The sequence below is a fragment of the Modicisalibacter sp. 'Wilcox' genome, assembly GCF_010993675.1.
Classification (GTDB): Bacteria; Pseudomonadota; Gammaproteobacteria; order Pseudomonadales; family Halomonadaceae; genus Modicisalibacter; species Modicisalibacter tunisiensis.
Map to the genome: position 1 here is coordinate 60,682 of NZ_WNXF01000009.1, position 17,697 is coordinate 78,378.

At 66.9% G+C, this 17,697-nt stretch carries 17 protein-coding genes; 9 read left to right on the forward strand and 8 right to left on the reverse strand.

The window, feature by feature from the left end; all coding sequences use genetic code 11:
* The first annotated feature begins 110 nt into the window (after positions 1-110).
* The 4 genes from G7A98_RS09920 to G7A98_RS09935 all read left to right on the forward strand — a co-directional run bounded on the left by G7A98_RS09920 (position 111) and on the right by G7A98_RS09935 (position 3,909).
* Entirely contained in the window at positions 111-899 is a 789-nt protein-coding gene (locus G7A98_RS09920) for a SapC family protein (protein ID WP_163649505.1), read from the forward strand.
* An 81-nt stretch (positions 900-980) separates the two neighbouring features.
* On the forward strand, positions 981-2,180 hold the full coding sequence (locus G7A98_RS09925) for a Calx-beta domain-containing protein (RefSeq protein WP_205596251.1): 1,200 nt from the start codon (positions 981-983) through the stop codon (positions 2,178-2,180).
* 106 nt (positions 2,181-2,286) lie between these two features.
* The gene (locus tag G7A98_RS09930; protein WP_163649506.1) at positions 2,287-2,493 is read left to right on the forward strand and encodes a DUF6447 family protein; all 207 of its coding nucleotides are present in this window, start codon (positions 2,287-2,289) and stop codon (positions 2,491-2,493) included.
* 90 nt (positions 2,494-2,583) lie between these two features.
* Positions 2,584-3,909 (forward strand): O-antigen ligase family protein, encoded by a 1,326-nt coding sequence (locus G7A98_RS09935; RefSeq protein WP_163649507.1) that lies wholly within the window; start codon positions 2,584-2,586, stop codon positions 3,907-3,909.
* On the opposite strand, the gene G7A98_RS09940 is transcribed toward G7A98_RS09935, so the two are convergent.
* The 7 genes from G7A98_RS09940 to G7A98_RS09970 form a co-directional block, all read right to left on the reverse strand.
* A complete protein-coding gene (locus G7A98_RS09940) occupies positions 3,888-5,171 on the reverse strand; it encodes a PIG-L family deacetylase (protein WP_163649508.1) in 1,284 nt (427 codons plus the stop codon). The genes G7A98_RS09935 and G7A98_RS09940 overlap by 22 nt on opposite strands.
* Positions 5,158-6,369, reverse strand: coding sequence for a glycosyltransferase (locus tag G7A98_RS09945; protein ID WP_163649509.1), 1,212 nt, complete (start codon positions 6,367-6,369; stop codon positions 5,158-5,160). Before G7A98_RS09945 ends, G7A98_RS09940 begins: the two co-directional genes overlap by 14 nt.
* 108 nt (positions 6,370-6,477) lie before the next feature.
* The gene (gene cysQ / locus G7A98_RS09950; RefSeq protein WP_163649510.1) at positions 6,478-7,251 is read right to left on the reverse strand and encodes a 3'(2'),5'-bisphosphate nucleotidase CysQ; all 774 of its coding nucleotides are present in this window, start codon (positions 7,249-7,251) and stop codon (positions 6,478-6,480) included.
* 130 nt (positions 7,252-7,381) lie between these two features.
* On the reverse strand, positions 7,382-9,286 hold the full coding sequence (gene cysN / locus G7A98_RS09955) for a sulfate adenylyltransferase subunit CysN (protein ID WP_276207493.1): 1,905 nt from the start codon (positions 9,284-9,286) through the stop codon (positions 7,382-7,384).
* Positions 9,287-9,368: 82 nt separating this feature from the next.
* Positions 9,369-9,722, reverse strand: coding sequence for a four helix bundle protein (locus G7A98_RS09960; protein ID WP_163649512.1), 354 nt, complete (start codon positions 9,720-9,722; stop codon positions 9,369-9,371).
* A gap of 92 nt (positions 9,723-9,814) precedes the next feature.
* The gene (gene cysD, locus G7A98_RS09965) at positions 9,815-10,717 is read right to left on the reverse strand and encodes a sulfate adenylyltransferase subunit CysD (RefSeq protein WP_163649513.1); all 903 of its coding nucleotides are present in this window, start codon (positions 10,715-10,717) and stop codon (positions 9,815-9,817) included.
* Positions 10,714-11,568, reverse strand: coding sequence for a helix-turn-helix domain-containing protein (locus tag G7A98_RS09970; RefSeq protein WP_163649514.1), 855 nt, complete (start codon positions 11,566-11,568; stop codon positions 10,714-10,716). The genes cysD and G7A98_RS09970 overlap by 4 nt, the downstream gene beginning before the upstream one ends.
* Positions 11,569-11,701: 133 nt before the next feature.
* Here G7A98_RS09970 and G7A98_RS09975 point away from each other — a divergent pair, with 133 nt between their 5' ends.
* From G7A98_RS09975 to G7A98_RS09985, 3 genes are all read left to right on the forward strand, one after another.
* Complete coding sequence (locus tag G7A98_RS09975) at positions 11,702-13,429, forward strand: SLC13 family permease (protein ID WP_163649515.1); 1,728 nt, start codon at positions 11,702-11,704, stop codon at positions 13,427-13,429.
* Between the two features lie 144 nt (positions 13,430-13,573).
* Positions 13,574-13,873, forward strand: coding sequence for a type II toxin-antitoxin system RelE/ParE family toxin (locus G7A98_RS09980; protein WP_163649516.1), 300 nt, complete (start codon positions 13,574-13,576; stop codon positions 13,871-13,873).
* Positions 13,870-14,169, forward strand: a complete 300-nt coding sequence (locus G7A98_RS09985) for an addiction module antidote protein (RefSeq protein ID WP_163649517.1) — start codon at positions 13,870-13,872, stop codon at positions 14,167-14,169. The genes G7A98_RS09980 and G7A98_RS09985 overlap by 4 nt, the downstream gene beginning before the upstream one ends.
* Before the next feature lie 47 nt (positions 14,170-14,216).
* Here the strand turns inward: G7A98_RS09985 and G7A98_RS09990 are convergent, their stop codons facing one another.
* Entirely contained in the window at positions 14,217-15,095 is an 879-nt protein-coding gene (locus G7A98_RS09990; protein ID WP_163649518.1) for a LysR family transcriptional regulator, read from the reverse strand.
* 123 nt (positions 15,096-15,218) lie between these two features.
* Here G7A98_RS09990 and G7A98_RS09995 point away from each other — a divergent pair, with 123 nt between their 5' ends.
* Positions 15,219-16,661 (forward strand): aldehyde dehydrogenase family protein, encoded by a 1,443-nt coding sequence (locus G7A98_RS09995; RefSeq protein ID WP_163649519.1) that lies wholly within the window; start codon positions 15,219-15,221, stop codon positions 16,659-16,661.
* A 24-nt stretch (positions 16,662-16,685) separates the two neighbouring features.
* Positions 16,686-17,672: a dipeptidase gene (locus G7A98_RS10000; protein WP_205596252.1), complete on the forward strand. Its 987-nt coding sequence runs from the start codon at positions 16,686-16,688 to the stop codon at positions 17,670-17,672.
* Positions 17,673-17,697 lie beyond the last annotated feature (25 nt).

Here is a 17,697-nt window from a genome sequence, read left to right on the forward strand (position 1 = left end):
TGCGTGTTCCGACTGCCATGGGGTTGATAGGCATGGCGCGCCGGCTGATTCAGTGCTGGTACAATCGGCTGGCATCCTTGAACGTCTCGACTCGCCAAATAGGAGGTATCATGCCGGAATGGGTTGCCCTGTCGCGCACGCAGCACGCGGCGCATCATTACCTGCCCCGCCAGGGCTATGCCTTCGCCGCCGAGCAGCCGGTGGCCTCGATCCTGCTGGCGGAGCTGAACAAGCTGTTGCCGCATTACGCGCTGGGCTTCATCAAGCAGGAGGCGCGCTACCAGCCGGTGGCCCTGCTGGGGCTGAATGGCCGGGACAACCTCTATGTGCATCCCGACGGGCGCTGGCTGGGGGGCTATGTGCCCGCCGGGCTGCGCGGCTATCCGTTCACGCTGGCCAACGCCGAGGACCGGCAGCAGGTGCTGTGCATCGACCGGGCGCATCTGCTGGAGGACGAAACCGCGGGCGAGCCGCTGTTCGGCGATGACGGCCAGCTCGCCGAGCGCGTGCAACAGACGCTGACCTTTCTGCAGCAATGCGAGCGCAATCGCCAGGTGACCCAGGCAGCCGCGAGACTGCTGGGCGACAGTGGCCTGATCGAGCCCTGGCCCTTGAAGGTCGAGCGTGGCGACGGACAGGCGCCGCTCGAGGTGCAGGGGCTGTATCGCATCAGCGAGACGGCGCTGAACGCGCTCGAGGCCGAGGCATTCGCCGCCTTGCGCGGTCATGGTGCGCTGCCGCTGGCCTATGCCCAGCTGTTCTCCATGGGGCAGCTCAACCAGCTCACGGAGCGTGCCGGGTTTCATCAACAGCTGCAGGCCCGTCAGGCGCCCCGGGAACCGGTGGAGTCACTCTTCGGCGGGGATGATGACGAACTGACATTCGATTTCGGGGACTGACCGCTCCGGATCTGGATTCGAGCCCGCAACGGTGTGGCGCTGGTGGCAGTTACCGGCAGGATACGCCAAGGAGAGACGTGAGTGGTCACGACGACACGTACGACGGATCGTTATCGTGTCATGCCCGGCGAGGGCTATGACGGCGTGGCGCAGGTGATGGCAGGCGGCCATTACGGCTCGGGCACGTTGCTGCAGGGCGGGCGCGCCGTGCTGACGGCGGCGCATGTGATCGAGGATGCCCAGGGCGCGCTGAGTGTGAATCTGGATACCGTGGCCGGCCGGGTATCGATACCCGTGGTCGAGAAGGCCATCTATCCGAACCATGATGCTGCTAACGCCAATGGGGATCTGGCGCTGTTGTGGCTGGAAACCCCGGCACCGGTCACCGTGGAGCGCTATGGCCTCTACCGCGAGACCGATGAGGTGGGTCAGCCGGTATCGCTGGTGGGTTACGGTCTGCCCGGCGACGGACAGGATGGCCATGTGGCGAGCGGCAGTGTCGCTCCCTCACGTCACTGGGCGGCCAACCGGGTGGATGTGCTCGGCGAGGATCTCGGTGCAGCCCTGGACGGCACGCTTTCCTGGTCGCCGGCGCCGGGGGCGCAGTTGATCGCCGACTTCGATGATGGCAGTGAGCTGCACGATGCGCTGGGGCGTTTGGCGGGATTGCCCGACACCGGCCTGGGAGATGCGGAAGGCCTGATTGCGCCGGGCGACAGCGGCGGGCCGGCATTCATCGACGGCAAGGTGGCGGGAGTGGCCACGTACACGGCAAGCCTGAGCAAGCCGGGCGTTCACCCCGATGTCGACGCGACGCTGGACAGCAGTTTCGGCGAGCTGGCGGCCTGGCAGCGGGTCAGCCACTACCAGGGCTGGATCGATCAAACCTTGCGGGCTGCCGATGACCTGGCGCCGTCCACGCCGGCCGAGGTGGCACGCTCGGTCGTCGAGGGCGACTCGGGAACCACGCTGGCCTACTTCCTGGTCGAGTTTCACGGCCAGCGGGATGATCCCGCCCTGGCGGTCAGTGTCGATTACGCCACCCGCGATGGCACGGCCCACGCCTTCGAGGATTATCTGCCGGTGGCCGACACGCTCACGCTGTACCCGGGAGAGGATCAGGCCGCCATTGCCGTCGAGGTGATCGGCGACTCGGTCCCCGAGCCCGACGAGTCGTTCTATCTCGATGTGACCCACCCGGTGGGCGGCAGTTTTGGGGAGGGGGTAACGACACTCACCGCCGTGCGCACGGTCGTGAACGATGACGGCACGCTGGCCTGATGCCCCCCGTCCTGGGGCCCCTTCGATTTTCGCCTCGAGAGCGCTTATCATCTCCGGGCGACTTTTATTTCCGTTTTTCAATTTGTCCATGAGGAGCAATCACGGCATGGCGGATACGCAAGATCAGACTATCACCATCGACGGTGCCGACTACAACCTGGCCGACCTGTCCGAGAATGCGCGCAACCAGGTGGTCAACCTGCGCGTGACCGACCAGGAGATTGCCCGTCTGCAACAGCAGCTGGCGATCGCCCAGACGGCTCGTACTGCCTATGCCAATGCGCTGAAGTCGGAGCTGCCGCAGAAGCACTGAGGTGCCTGAACAGGCCGGGCCGCCTCGTGGGTAGCCTGGCCGGAGCGCGGCCCCTGCCGCATGAATGTTTCCTACCGGTTGCTACCACTGATGAATCGATATCCGGGCTGGGAAGCCCCGACGGCCTGGCGCTGCCCGCGCGGATTATGGATCGCCGGCTGTCTCGCGCTGGTGTTGTACGCGGGCCTGGGCGTGCTGTGGAGCGACGTGGGCGGCGATGCCGGCACGCTGACCGCGGCGCTGGGGTTGATCGCCGTCTTGACTTATGGCGGTGCCATGCGCCGCTCCGCGGCACTGTGGCTGCTGCTGGCCGCGATCGGCGTGCAGGTGCTGTCCTGGACGCTGGGCTATTTCCATCACCCGCAGTGGGTGACGCGCAATCCGGAGGTGGATCGGCTGGCCAAGCTGTTCATCTTCATCGCCGTGGCCTGGTGGCTCGGCGGCAGCACGCGCAACACGCTGCGGCTCTGGGCGCTGGCGCTGGCGGGCTTTCTGGTCGCCACGCTGGTGCTCGGCGGCCCGCAGGAGTGGTGGCACGGCCTGCACGGCCAGCGCATCGGCTTCGGCATCCGCAACAATCAGCACGGTTCCATGCTGTTCGGCGTGGCGCTGCTGGGCTGGGTGGTCTTCGCGCGCCGCGTGATGCGCCCGCGGGAGGTCTGGGTGGCCTGGCGGATCGGGCTGTGGGGGCTGGTGCTGGCGATGTGCCTGACCGGCATCGCCATCGGCCAGACCCGTGCCATCTGGCTGGCGCTGGCCGTGTCGCTGCCGCTGGCGGGGCTGGTGGCCCTGGCGGTGGTGCGCCGTTACGGGGCCGGCCGCTCCCTGCGCCGGCCGTTGCTGCTGACCCTGGGCGCCGGCGTGCTGCTGGTCGGCCTGGCCGTCGTGCTGTTCGGCGATACCCTGGCCGCGCGGGTCACCACCGAGTCCGGGGTGATCACGCAGCTGATGCAGGGCCACCTTGAGCAGGTCCCCTACACCAGCATCGGCATCCGCATTCACAGCTGGGTGGCCGCCCTGCAGTGGATCGCCGAGCGTCCGCTGGTCGGCTGGGGTGGCGAGGGGCGCAGCCTGGTGATCGATCACACGCCGTGGCTGCCGGACTTCGTCAAGGCCGACTTCGGCCACCTGCACAATTTCTTCCTGGAAGTCTGGGTGGCCTATGGCCTGCTGGGTGTCGCCGCGATTGCCGCCCTGGCGGCGTGGATCGGTCGCGGTACCTGGCAGGCCTGGCGCGGTGGCGCCATGCCGGGCGATGTCGCGCTGTTCGGCGCGGCTTTCTTCGTCTACTGGGTGATCGTCAACCAGTTCGAGTCCTATGACTCCTTCTGGACCGGCGTCTATGTGCACAACCTGGTCGTCGGGGGCCTGGTGACCCACTACTGGCGCTGGCGCTACGGTCCTCGCGGCGCCTGAAGCCCGGCCACGAACGCCTCTCCGGACACCTCGATGAAGACCTCCTGCGCGCGGACATGGCTGCGGAAGTAGTCGTGTCCGCCGTAGCGGGGGCCGTGCGTGCCGGCGAGGGTTTCCCGCCACCGGCGTTTCAAGCGTTTCATGAGTCCCGGGCTGCCACGCAGGTCGTGCATGGTATCCAGGCTCAGGGCCTTTTCGCGCTGGATTTCCGGCGAGAGTACCTCGCCGTGAAAGCGCCAGCGACCGAGGGCCGAGTGCGCGCCGGCGTGAGGCCACAGCGTGGCGCCGGCGTGCGCCGGCCCCGGGGGAAAGCCCTTGAGGCCGCGCAGGTGGTTGGCGTAGAGCAGTATCCGTTGCGGGGTGTGGCCGGTTTGCTGCAGCGCCCGGGCAATGCCCTGGGCCGCTGCGATGTGGTCCCGGTGGGGGTCGATTTCCGGGTGGGTCACGACCACCGTGGCAGGCCGGATGTGCTCGACCAGGAAGGCGAGGTCGGCCAGCAGGTGGTCGCCGTGGTTGGTGGCGTCGGCGTCGCTGGGCAGGGCCAGTCGGTTCCAGTGCCGGAAGGCCCGCGGCGACAGCGTGTCCTCATTCGACGGGACTGCCGCGCGTCCGGGATCGGCCAGGGAGTCGAGTGTGTCGTTGAAGTAGCCCAGCATGATCAGGCGTTCCTGGGGAATGCCGGCCAGCTGCGGGGTGGTGGCGCTGTTCCAGGCGCGGATCCGACCCTTGCGCCGGCGAGCCGCGGCCAGCGACGCGTCCAGCCCGGCGATGTACTGCCGATCGAGGCGTTTCAGGGTCTCGCCGGCGCTGAGGGTGACGATCCAGGTGTGGGCGGCCAGGCGGCGATAGAGGCCGTAGCCGGCGAGTTCGGCGTCGTCCGGATGCGGTGCGACGAACAGCACCGGGCCACGGGTCAAATCGGGCTTGGCGAAGCCGTGCAGCACGGCCCGCTCGCCGAGTCGGCAGTGGGCGGCGATCACGCGCAGCGCGTCCCAGGTCGTGATGCCGGTCAGGTTCAGCCAGCGGCGCCCCGCGACCTTGCGCTCCAGGTAATGCGTGACCGCCTGACCCGCCGGGGAAGCGAGCGTCACCCGGGGCTGGCGCAGGCCCCGGCGCGGCCGGTAGTCGACCTCCAGCAGCCAGCTCCATTCGGCGGGGGCATCGGGGAGCCCGGCCGGCAGCGTCAGGCTGCCGTCGGCCGCCAGGCTGATCTCGACGCGGCGGTCGGCCTCGAACGGGTAGACGTCGTCACGCCGGCGCATGGGTAGGGCCGTCGTCGGCGGGATTCTCGAGGCGGGCATCGCCGAGCAGGCCGAGAAAGGCCTCGGCGACCCGGGGCTCGTCGAAGCGTTCCGCCCAGGCCGGGTCCACCGTCACCGGGTGCGTCCACGCCTCGCGCAGCTTCTCGGCCAGCCCCTCGACGCTGGGCTCGGCGATCAGCCGGGCCTGCTCGCCGGTCAGCACCTCGCGGATGCCGCCCGGCACATCGGTGGCGACGCACTGCGTGCCCAGCGCCAGCGCCTCGATCAGCACCAGCCCCAGCCCCTCCATGCGCGAGCTGAGCACGAAGGCCTGCGCCCGGGCGACCCACGGGTAGGGGTTGGTCTGCTGGCCGAGAAAATGCACGCGTTCGGCGATGCCGAGGGTCTCGCAAAGCCGGGTCAATGACTGACGCCGGTCGCCGTCGCCGATGATGACCAGCGACAGCGGCAGGTCGGCCGCGGCGAACGCCCGGAGCAGCAGCGCCTGGTTCTTGACCGAGGACAGCCGGCCGACGTGGATCAGGTAGGGGGTCGGCGGTGCGTCCGGCAACGGCGCCTGCGCCAGTTCGCGGATGCGTCCCAGCGGCACGGGGTTGGTGAGGGTCCGCCGCTGAGCCGGGGCGACCCCGTGGCGCGCGAGCGTGGCGTCGAGCACGGCGCCGATGCCCTCGGAGACGCTGATCACACGCTTGCCCGCGTAGAGCTTGCGATACAGCCAGCCGGCCAGCGGGCTTTTCCCGGGGCCGGAGACCGGGCCTTCCACCACCTGCCAGCAGCGCGGGTCGCGAACGTCCCAGAGCAGCTCGAAGGCGCCCTGGCCGCGGATGACGATCAGGTCGAAGGCGCCGTGCGTGGCCTCCAGCTCGGCCAGGTGGCGCCGGAAGCCGCGGCTGACCGTGCGCCCCGTCCACACGAACCCCGAACCCGGCAGCAGCGGCTTGAGCAGCACCCGCGAGGCCAGGTGCCGGGCCAGGCCGGCCGGGGTGCGCCGCGAGGCCCGCTCGAAGTCGACGCAGTGCAGGTGCACGCCGTCGGGCACCGTCAGCTCCGGGGTGCCCTTGAGCACCAGCAGGTGAACCTCGTGGCCGCCGGCCAGCAGGCCGCTGGCCAGGCTCAGCGAGGCCTTCTGGATGCCGCCCATGTTGAGCCGGCGCACGATGATGAGAACGCGCCTTCCGGCGTCGCGGGGAAGCGTCATGGTCGAGGGCCTGCCGAGGTCATGAATGACGATGCTCGAGATGGCGGCACCGGGAATGCCGGGGTCGAAAGGGTAGCGTGAACGCCTCCGGCCCCACAACCGGGCGCGTCATTCCCGGTTGCCCCACACGATGAAGTGGGGGTTACGCGTCTCGCCGGGGGTGGCATAGCTCAGCGGTTCGCCCTGCAGGGTTTCCACGCGGCCGCCGGCCTGCTCGACCACCGCCTGGGCGGCGCCGGTGTCCCACAGGCAGGTGGGCCCCAGCCGCGGGTAGACGTCGGCGGCCCCTTCGGCGACCAGACAGAGCTTCAGCGAGCTGCCCATCGTCACCAGCTCGTGGGGGCCGAGCGCGTCCAGCCAGGCGGCCGTCTCGGCGCTCGGGTGCGAGCGGCTGCCCACCACCCGCCACGGCGTGCCCGATGCCGGGGTGTCCGACACGCGAATGGCGCGGCGCTTACCATCCTCGCCCACCTTGACGGCACCGACGCCCTCGGCGGCCAGGTAGCTGACACCAAGCGCGGGGGCGACGACCACGCCGAGCACCGGACGGCCCTGCTCGATCAGCGCGATGTTGACGGTAAACTCGCCGTTGCGCTTGATGAACTCCCTGGTGCCGTCCAGCGGGTCCACCAGCCAGTAGCGCCCCCGGGAATCGCTGCCGGGAAAGCCCTCGACGTCCTCCTCGGACAGCACGGGAATGTCATCGGGCAGGGCCTCGAGGCCGGCGACGATGAGGTCGTGGGCGGCCTGGTCGGCTTCGGTCAGCGGGCTCTGGTCGTCCTTCTCCTCGACGGTGAATCCGCGGGCGTAGACGGCCATGATGGCGCGGCCGGCATCGAGGGCGATGCGTTCGGCGTGGTTCAGCAGATCGGCAAGATCCATCGGTCAGGGTATCCTCTGGGCTTCGGGCTTCGGGCTTCGGGCTTCGGGCTTCGGGCTTCGGGCTTCGGGCTTCGGGCTTCGGGCTTCGGCCACCAAGCGGCTCGTGGCCCGAAGCTCGTGGCTCGCCGCTTCAGTCGATCAGCCGCCGCTCGCGCAGCAGTTCGATGATGGTCTCGGCGGCCTCGTCGCTGCTCATCTCGGTGGTGCGGATGTGCAGGTCGGGCGCCTCCGGGGCCTCGTAGGCGGAGTCGATGCCGGTGAAGTTCTTCAGCTCGCCGCGCCGGGCCTTCCTGTACAGCCCCTTGGGATCGCGGTCCTCGGCGACGTCCAGCGGCGTGTCGATGAAGATCTCGAGGAACTCGTCGGCCTCGACCAGGTCGCTCGCCATCTGGCGCTCGCTGCGGAAGGGTGAGATGAAGGCCGTCAGCACGATCAGTCCGGCGTCCACCATCAGCCGGGCGACTTCGCCGACACGACGGATGTTCTCCACCCGGTCGGCATTGGTGAAGCCCAGATCGCGGTTGAGGCCGTGGCGCACGTTGTCGCCGTCCAGCAGGTAGGTGTGCCGGCCGCCGGCATGAAGTTTCTTCTCGACGAGGTTGGCGATGGTCGACTTGCCGGCCCCCGAGAGCCCGGTGAACCACAGCACGGCCGGCTTCTGGCCCTTGGCCAGCGCCCGGGCCGGCTTGTCGACATCCACCGGCTGGCGGTGAATGTTCTGGCTGCGCCGCAGGGCGAAGTGCAGCATGCCGGCACCGACGGTGTTGTGGGTCATGCGGTCGATGAGGATGAAGCCGCCGGTATCCGGTACCTCCCGGTAGGGGTCGAAGGCCACCGGGCGCGACAGGCTCAGGGTGCAGACGGCGATGCCGTTGAGCTCCAGCTGCTTGGCGGCCGCGTGTTCCAGGGTGTTGACGTTGATCTGGTACTTGATGTCGCTCACGGTCGCCGTGACGGTCTGGGTGCCGAGCTTCATCTGATAGGGGCGCCCGGGCAGCAGCGGCTGCTCGTGCATCCAGACCAGCGTGGTCTCGAACTGGTCGGCGGTCTGGGCCGGCGAGTCCGCGCCGGAAATCACGTCGCCGCGCGAGATGTCGATCTCGTCGTCGAGCAGCAGGGTGACGGACTGGCCGGCCACGGCCTCGTCCAGATCGCCGTCGAAGGTGTAGATGCGCGAGACCGTGCTGGCCTTGCCGGAGGGCTGCACGCGGATGGCATCGCCGGGGCGCACGCGGCCGCTGGCGATGTGGCCGGCAAAGCCGCGGAAGTCCAGGTCGGGGCGGTTGACCCACTGGACCGGCAGGCGGAACGGCGCCTGCTGGTGGCGCTGGTCGTCGACCGCGACGGTTTCCAGATAGGCCATCAGGGTCGGGCCGTGATACCACGGCATGTGATGGCCGTGTTCGATGACGTTGTCGCCCTTGAGCGCCGACATGGGGATGAAGGTGATGTCGGTCAGGCCCAGCTGCCGGGCGAACTCACGGTATTCCTCGACGATGGCCTCGAAGCGCTCCCGGGCGTAGTCCACCAGGTCCATCTTGTTGATGGCCACCACGAGGTGGCGGATGCCGATCAGCGACATCAGGAAGCTGTGGCGGCGGGTCTGGGTCAGGATGCCGTAGCGGGCGTCGACCATCAGGATGGCGGCATCGGCGGTGGAGGCGCCGGTGACCATGTTGCGCGTGTACTGCTCGTGCCCCGGGGTGTCGGCGACGATGAACTTGCGCTTGTCGGTGGAGAAGAAACGGTATGCCACGTCGATGGTGATGCCCTGTTCGCGCTCGGCGGCCAGGCCGTCGACCAGCAGGGCGAAGTCCATCTCGCTGCCCTGGGTGCCGTACTTCTTCGAGTCCGCCTCGATGGCGGCCAGCTGGTCCTCGAACAACAGCTTGGACTCGAACAGCAGCCGGCCGATCAGCGTGCTCTTGCCGTCATCCACGCTGCCGCAGGTGATGAAGCGTAGCAGGCCTTTATGCTCGTGCTCTTTCAGGTAGCTCTCGATGTTTTCCGATATCATCGGTGATGCGTGTGACACAGTTTTTCTCCCCGGGGTGGTAGAGCACGAGCGCTGCGAGCTCCGGGCATCGCGCTTCGAGCCCACCCTGCATGTTTGATGGCTAGTTCCGTGGTCGTGCAGCAAGAGCCTTGAGCAGCGAACCGAGCATTCGAGAAATCACCATGGCTTCGCTGCGCCAGTGCTGGCCCACTGGCTCAGGGATGTAGCCGACTTCGATACCGATCAGTGTCTGGGTCGCGAACTCGCCGCAGGAGCCCTTGGCAATGGAGGCAAAGCGAAATTTTTCTCGCTCGCTGTAACGCTCGAAGCCTTCGGCGATATTGCTGGGAATCGACAGTGCCGAACGCGTGATCTGATCCTTGAAGCCAAAATCACGTAGCTCCTTGAGCTCGCGGTAGACCGCAGCGCTCAGCTGCTTGCTGCGTTGCCAGACTTCCATCTGTTCATATCGCATAGACTCTCCTGTTGCCCGCAGCCCGCAGCCCGCAGCCCGCAGCCCGCAGCCCGCAGCCCGCAGCCCGCAGCCCGCAGCCCGCAGCCCGCAGCCTAGAAGTACCCTTCGACCTTCTTCTTCTCCATCGAGGCGGCGCTGTCGTGGTCGATCACGCGACCCTGACGCTCTGAGGTGCGGGTCAGCAGCATTTCCTGAATGATGGCCGGCAGGGTGTCGGCCTCGGACTCGATGGCGCCGGTCAGCGGGTAGCAACCCAGGGTGCGGAAGCGCACCTTGCGCATCATCGGCACTTCGCCGGGCTCCAGCGGCATGCGCTCGTCGTCGACCATGATCAGGGCGCCGTCGCGCTCGACCACCGGGCGTTCGGCAGCGTAGTAGAGCGGCACGATGGGGATGTCCTGCAGGTAGATGTACTGCCAGATATCCAGCTCGGTCCAGTTGGAGAGCGGGAAGACCCGGATCGATTCACGCTTGTGCTTGCGGGTGTTGTAGAGCTTCCACAGTTCCGGGCGTTGATTCTTCGGGTCCCAGCGGTGCTGGGCGGTACGGAAGGAGAAGACGCGCTCCTTCGCGCGGGATTTCTCCTCGTCGCGCCGGGCGCCGCCGAAGGCGGCATCGAAGTCGTGCTGGTCGAGTGCCTGCTTGAGCCCTTCGGTCTTCATCACGTCGGTGTGGATCGCCGAGCCATGCGTGAAGGGGTTGATGTTCTTCTCGACGCCTTCCGGGTTGATGTGGACCAGCAGTTCCATGCCGGTTTCCTTGGCCATCTGGTCGCGGAACTCGTACATGGCGCGGAACTTCCAGCGGGTATCCACGTGCAGTAGCGGGAAGGGCGGCGGTGCCGGCGCGAAGGCCTTGCGCGCCAGGTGCAGCATCACGGCACTGTCCTTGCCGACGGAGTAGAGCATCACGGGGTTTTCGGTCTCGGCGACCACCTCGCGCATGATCTGAATGCTCTCGGCCTCGAGCCGTTGCAGGTGAGTGAGCGTCGTCATTGGCGTTCCATGGGGCGTGAGTGTGAAGAGGCGCCACGCCGCTTGTCTGCCGAAGCGACAGGCAATACATCGGGCGGGGCGAAGATGAGCAGAAAGTCCGGGTGCTTGCGCAGCCAGGCTTGAATCTCCGGGCTTGCCGTGAGGTCGGCGCCGCGAAAGAGCAGCGCATTGCAGCCTTCGCCCAGCAAGCGAGTAAAGAGCTGCAGATAATCGTCGGCACGGGGCGGCGCCGTGAAACAGCGGGTATATAGCGTGTCCCGCTTGCCGTGGACGAAGAGTTGGTAACGCCGAGGGTGGTGCTGTGTCCCGGCGCTGACTCGTGCACCCGCCTGCCATACGTGCCCATTCCGGTGGCCGACGGCCGGCAGCACCTGCTGGCGATACCAGCGTCCCGCCGCGGAACGCCGACGCTCGAAGCCGGCCAGAGCCAGCGGTGCCGGCTTGAGATCCTGCTGGGCCAACCAGTGCTCGACGGCACGCGGTGATACGTCGCCCGGCGAAGCGACGCCCGGCGAGGTGTCGCCCGTTGCCCCAGCACTCAACGACTGCGCCAGAGTGCGCGCGCTCCAGCCCGGCTGATTGCCGGCCGGCCACTCGCCGAGCCGCTGCTCCAGGTGCCGGTGTTGCGCGTCGCCGAGCGTGGCTCCCTGGCCGGTGGGCCGCCCGCGGGGGCGCACCGGGACGGCCTCCCAGCCGCCTTCCCGGAAGGCTTTCCAGGCGGCGGACACGGTGGGCGGCGAAAGCCCGGTACGGCGTGCCGTCTCGGCGACGGTCATACCGTCGAGCCGCAGGCGCACGGCCTGGAGGCGGCGTTCGCTGATGATTTCGGGCGATAAATGTTTAGTGGTCAATATGGTTTTTAACTATCTGAAAATAAACAAAAAATATGGAAAATAAGCAAATTTAAAGTTCGCCTTGTTCGACTAATCATAAAAGCCTACGTAGAATCGCTCAAGCGTGATTTCAGCCATCAAGGATGCCCTGATGACGACGTGGGTGGTTTTGCTGTCTCTGGCCGGTCTGCTGGTGTTACTGATTTCCGGGCGTGTGCGTCCGGCGGTGGGCTTCGTGAGCCTGGCCGTGGCCTACCTGCTGATGGGGCTGGTGGACACGGCCACATTGTTGCGCCAATACACCAACCCGGCCCTGGCCACCTTGTTGCTGCTGTTGCTGGTGTCGTTGGCGCTGGAGCGTTCACCCTTGCTGGAGCGGGTGTCGAATCGTCTGGTCGATGGCCATCCGGGACGGGCGACGTTCAAGGTTATGGGTACCAGCGCGGTACTCTCAGCCTTTCTCAACAATACGGCGGTAGTGGCCACCTTTCTGGGAGCGATTTCGCGCCAGCGCCAGATCGCCCCCTCGAGGCTGCTGATTCCGTTGTCCTATGCATCGATCCTGGGCGGAATGACGACCCTGGTCGGTACCTCCACCAACCTCGTGGTGAGCTCCTTCGCGATGAGCACGGCCGGGTTCGAGCTGAGCATGTTCCAGTTCAGCTGGGTCGGGTTGCCGGTGGCCTTGATAACCTTCCTTGTACTGCTGTGGCAGTCACGGCGGTTGCCGCACCATCAGCCCGAGGCGGCCGCCGATGCGCTCTCCTACTTTCTGGCGGCCGACCTTCACCCGGGCTCCGAGATGGTCGGTCGTAGCATCGAGGCCAACGGGCTGCGCAGTCTCGAAGGGTTATATCTGCTGGAGATCGAGCGCCATGGGCGCCTGATCAGCCCGGTAGGTCCCGAAGAGGTGCTCCAGGCCGGCGATACGCTGGTATTCACGGGGGAGGTCGGCAAGGTGCAGGCGTTGCAGCGCTTTCCCGGGTTGCGGCTGTTCGGCCATCAGGCGGACGATCTGCTGGCGACCAATCTCGTGGAGGTAGTGATTTCCCACGAGTCCGAATTGGCGGGTCGCACGCTGCAGGAGGTCGATTTCCGCAGCATGTTCAATGCCGGGGTGGTGGGGATTCGTCGGGGTGGAAAGCGGCTGGAGGGGCAGTTGGGCAAGATTCCCCTGCGTGTCGGCGATTGCCTGCTGATGGCGGTGGGTAACGACTTCCGCCAGCATCGCAACCTCGACCGCAACTTTCATTTGCTCAGTGGCAGCCTCACGCGGCCACGACTCAACCGCCTCGAGAGTGGCCTGACCCTGGCCGGCTTCGCGACGGTGATCGCCCTGGCGACGTGGGGAGTGTTGTCGCTTTTCCAGGGGCTTCTCCTGTTGCTGGGGGCGCTGCTCGTGGGGAGTGTACTCAGCCCCGCGGAGCTGCGGCGGCGTTTTCCGTTCGAGTTGTGGTTGATCATCGGCTCGGCGCTGGCGATCGCCCAGGCGCTGGAACACTCGGGCGCCGCCGGCTTGATGGCGCAGGGGATGCAGGCTGTTTTCGATGGCCATGGCCCCTATGCGGCCCTTGTCGGCTGTTATTTGCTGGCCTTGGTGCTTACCGAGACGGTAACCAACAATGCCGCCGCCGCGCTGGCGTTTCCGGTGGCCTGGTCCACCGCGCAGGCCTTCGGCGCCGATCCCATGCCGTTCATCATGGTGGTCGCCTACGGGGCCAGTGCCTGCTTTCTCATCCCTTACGGTTATCAGACCCACTTGATGGTCTACTCTCCCGGGCGCTATAGCCTCAAGGATTTCCTGCGCATCGGGTTGCCGGTCAGTCTGACCTATTCCGTCGCGGTGCTGGTGCTGACGCCCTGGGTGTTTCCGTTCTGATATCACATTGGGCAGGACTATATCGATGGCCTTTGACAGCGGCATACCTGCGAGCTGTGTGAACGCTGGGCGGTGTGATCGCGGCATGTCAGCGTCTGGGCGCATTGTCTTGCGCTTTTGTCGTTTAAAAACTACTATTTGGTCATGCTTGAGATCAAACAGACGGATGTCTACCGAAAGTGGGAGCGCAAGCTTCGTGATCAGCGTGCCAAGGCACTGATCGCGGCCCGTGTCTTTCGGTTGGCCAATGGGTTGGCGGGCGACGTGAAGCCCGTGGGTCAAGGTGTTAGCGAGCTACGTATTCACCATGGTCCTGGGTATCGTGTCTACTTCAAGCAGCGTGGCGACGAGATTATCCTCCTCCTGTGCGGCGGCGATAAAAGCACCCAGCAGGGAGATGTCGCCACCGCGCAGCGTCTGGCAGCAGAGTGGGAGGCGTCATGAGCGACAAGATTTACGACTACGATCCAGCAGCGGCCCTGGAGAGTGAAGAAGCCATTGCCGTGTTTCTCGCCGATGCGCTGGAAACCGGTGATTCCGCTTACGTCGCGAAGGCCATGGGCGTAGTGGCCCGTGCCAAGGGCATGACGGAATTAGCCCGTGAAACCGGCCTCTCCCGTGAGCAGCTTTATCGTTCATTCAGTGAGCAAGGCAATCCAACTCTGAAAACCATGCTTGCGGTGATGCGTGCGTTGGGCGTGGACTTGACGGCACGTCGACACGAAGAGCCCGCGGCGTGATGCCAGGAGTGGGTGGACTGGTTGTCCTGCCTTGGATGCGCGATCAGTCAAGATTTTAACAATCTCTCGAAAATCAGCTCGGCCATGGCCTGCGCCGCTGGCGACAGGCTGCGCCGGGCGGGCTGGAGCAGGCCGATCTCGCGCTCGACGCGGGGCTCGCTCAGCGGGATGAAGCACAGGTGCTGGTGCTCCTCCGGGAAGGCGAGCCGGGGCAGGGTGGTCACGCCGATGCCGGCGTCGAGCATGGCGGTCAGGGAGATCATGTTGGAAATGAAGAAGGCGCTCTGTTCGAGCAGTGGCGCGGCCTCGGTGCCCTCGAGCAGGCGCGAGGTGCCGTTGCGGATCAGGCGTTCGCCCTGCAGCTCCTGCCAGCTCAGGGTCTCGCGCCCGGCAAGGCGGTGATCGTCGCGGCAGACCACGCCCACGGCGTCGTGCATCAGCGGCGCGAACGACAGGCGGTCGTCGTGCTGCCACAGGCTGGTCAGTGCCAGGTCCACCTCGCCGCGGCTGACCAGTTCGCGAACGAAATCGGCGTTGCCGTCGTGCAGGCTGATGTGCAGGCCGGGGTGAGCGGCGGCGAAGTCGGCGAGCAGGGCGGGCATCAGGCGGCTGGCCACCGAGGGCACGGCGGCGATGTCGACGTGACCGGCGCGGCGCTCGACCCGGCTGACGATGTCGCGGCTCAGGCGGTCGTGCTGGGTCAGAAGCTCGCGGAAGCGGGGCACACAGTAGGCACCGAACGGGGTGAGCCGTGACTTGCCGGCCTTCTCGAACAGCGGCGCACCGAGGCGCTGCTCGAGTTCCTTGATGGCCATCGACAGCGCCGGCTGACTGCGGTGAAGCCGGCGGGCCGCGGCATGAAAGCCGCCCTCGTCGACGACGGCCACCACATAGCGCAGGGGCTGGATCTTGAGCTCGGGGAGCATGGGAATCTCCGGGCAGGTTGCCCTTCCTGATGATAAGATTATTTTACCATTTTATCTTTATTATTGATTATCTTTATCCAAATGGCTCGCCTAGGCTGACGGCATGTTTTCCAGGAGGTGACCATGTCGGACGTTCATTCCCTCTACATCGATGGTGCCTGGGTCGAGGGCGCCACGCGCCTGACCAACACCAGCCCTTCCGATACCTCGGACGTGATCGGCGAGTTCGCCCAGGCGAGCGTCGAGCAGGTGGGCCAGACGATCCAGGCCGCCCGGCGCGGTGCCCGCGCGTGGGCCGCCAGCGAGCTCGAGACCCGCTACCGGATACTGATGGCGATCGGCGACGAGCTGATCGCGCGCAAGGACGAGCTGGGCCGCCTGCTGTCCCGCGAGGAGGGCAAGCCGCTGGCCGAGGGCGCGGGCGAGGTCTACCGCTCCGGCCAGTTCTTCCACTACTACGCCGCCGAGGTGCTGCGCCAGATCGACGAGCGGGTGGCCTCCGTGCGCCCGGGCATCGAGATCGACACCCGGCGCGAGCCGGTCGGCGTGGTGGGCATCATCAGCCCGTGGAACTTCCCCATGGCCACCGCGGTGTGGAAGATCGCCCCGGCGCTGGCGTTCGGCAATGCCGTGATCTTCAAGCCGGCCAACCTGGTGCCGGCCAGCGCCTGGGCGCTGACCGAGATCATCAGCCGCCAGGCGCTGCCGGCGGGCACCTTCAACCTGCTGATGGGCAGCGGCTCGAGCGTCGGCGACGCGCTGATCGCCAGCCCCGAGGTGGATGCGGTGAGCTTCACCGGCTCGCTGGAGGTGGGGCGCCGGGTCGCCGCGGCGACCGCCGGCAACCTGGTCAAGTGCCAGCTCGAGATGGGCTCCAAGAACGCCCTGATCGTCGCCGACGATGCCGACCTGGACCTGGCCGTCGAGGCGGCGTTCGCCGGGGCCTATTCCGGCACCGGCCAGAAGTGCACGGCGTCGTCGCGGCTGATCGTCACCGAGGCGGTGCACGATGCCTTCGTCGAGAAGCTGGTCGCCCGCCTGCGCGAGGCGCGGGTCGGCCATGCGCTGGACGCGAACACCCAGATCGGCCCGGTGGTGGATGCCCGCCAGCTCGAGTCCAACCTGGCCTGGATCGAGCGGGGCAAGGCGGACGGCGCGACGCTGGCCTTCGGCGGCGAACGCCTGAGCGCCGAGACCGACGGCTACTACCTGGCGCCGACGCTGTTCGTCGATACCCGCAACGACATGGCGATCAACCGCGAGGAGGTGTTCGGGCCGATCGCCTGCGTGATCAAGGTCCGCGACTACGAGGAGGCGCTCGCCACCCTCAACGACACCCGCTACGGGCTGACCGCCGGCATCATCACCGACTCGCTGCGTCTGGCCAGCGACTTCAAGGCGCGCGCCGAGACCGGCTGCGTGATGGTCAACCTGGCCACCGCGGGCACCGACTATCACGTGCCGTTCGGCGGTCGCAAGGACTCCAGCTTCGGCCCGCGCGAGCAGGGGCGCTATGCCCGCGAGTTCTACACCGTGGTCAAGACCTGCTATGTCAAGGCCCACTGAGCCAAGGCCCGAGGAGAGCGCGTCATGTCTCAAGAGATGCTGATCGTCGACGGCCTGCAGTATTCCAACTGGTCGCGCGAGATCTTCGAGCAGATGCACGAGGGCGGCGTCGATGCCGTCCACGCCACCCTGGCGTACCACGAGACCACGCGCGATACGCTGTCGCGCTTCGGCGAGTGGAACCGGCGTTTCGAGGCGCATCATGACCTGATCATGCCGGTGCGCGAGCCCGCCGATATCCAGCGCGCTCGCGAGGCCGGCAAGGTGGGCATCCTGCTGGGCGCGCAGAACTGCTCGCCGATCGAGGACGACATCGACATGGTCGCGGTGATGCGCGACCTGGGGCTGCTGATCATGCAGCTCACCTACAATAACCAGAGCCTGCTGGCCTGCGGCTGCTATGAGGCCGAGGACAGCGGCATCACCCGCTTCGGGCGCCAGGTGATCCACGAGATGAACCGCGTCGGCATGGTGATCGACATGTCGCACAGCGCCGAGCGCTCGACCCTGGAAGCGGTCGAGCTCTCCGAGCGCCCGGTGATCATCTCGCACGCCAATCCCAGCAGCTTTTATCCCGCCAAGCGCAACAAGTCGGACCGGGTGCTGTCGGCGATCGCCGAGTCGGGCGGGCTGCTCGGCTTCTCGGTCTACCCCTTTCATCTCAAGGACGGCGCCGACTGCACCCTGGAAATGTTCTGCGACATGGTGGCCCGCACCGTCGACCTGATGGGCATCGAGCACGTCGGCATCGGCACCGATCTGTGCCAGGCGCAGCCGACCTCGGTGCTCGAGTGGATGCGCAACGGCCGCTGGTCGAAGACCATGGACTACGGCGAGGGCAGCCAGGCCAACGCCGGCTGGCCGCGACCGCTGCCGTGGCTGCGCGACAACCGCGACTTCCCGCGGCTGGTCGAGGGACTGCGCCGGCGCGGCTTCGACGATGACGCCGTGGCGCGCATCATGGGGCGCAACTGGGTGGACGTGCTGGAGCGGGCGGCCACGCCGCGCTGAGAGTCCCGAATCCGAGTGTCCCGAA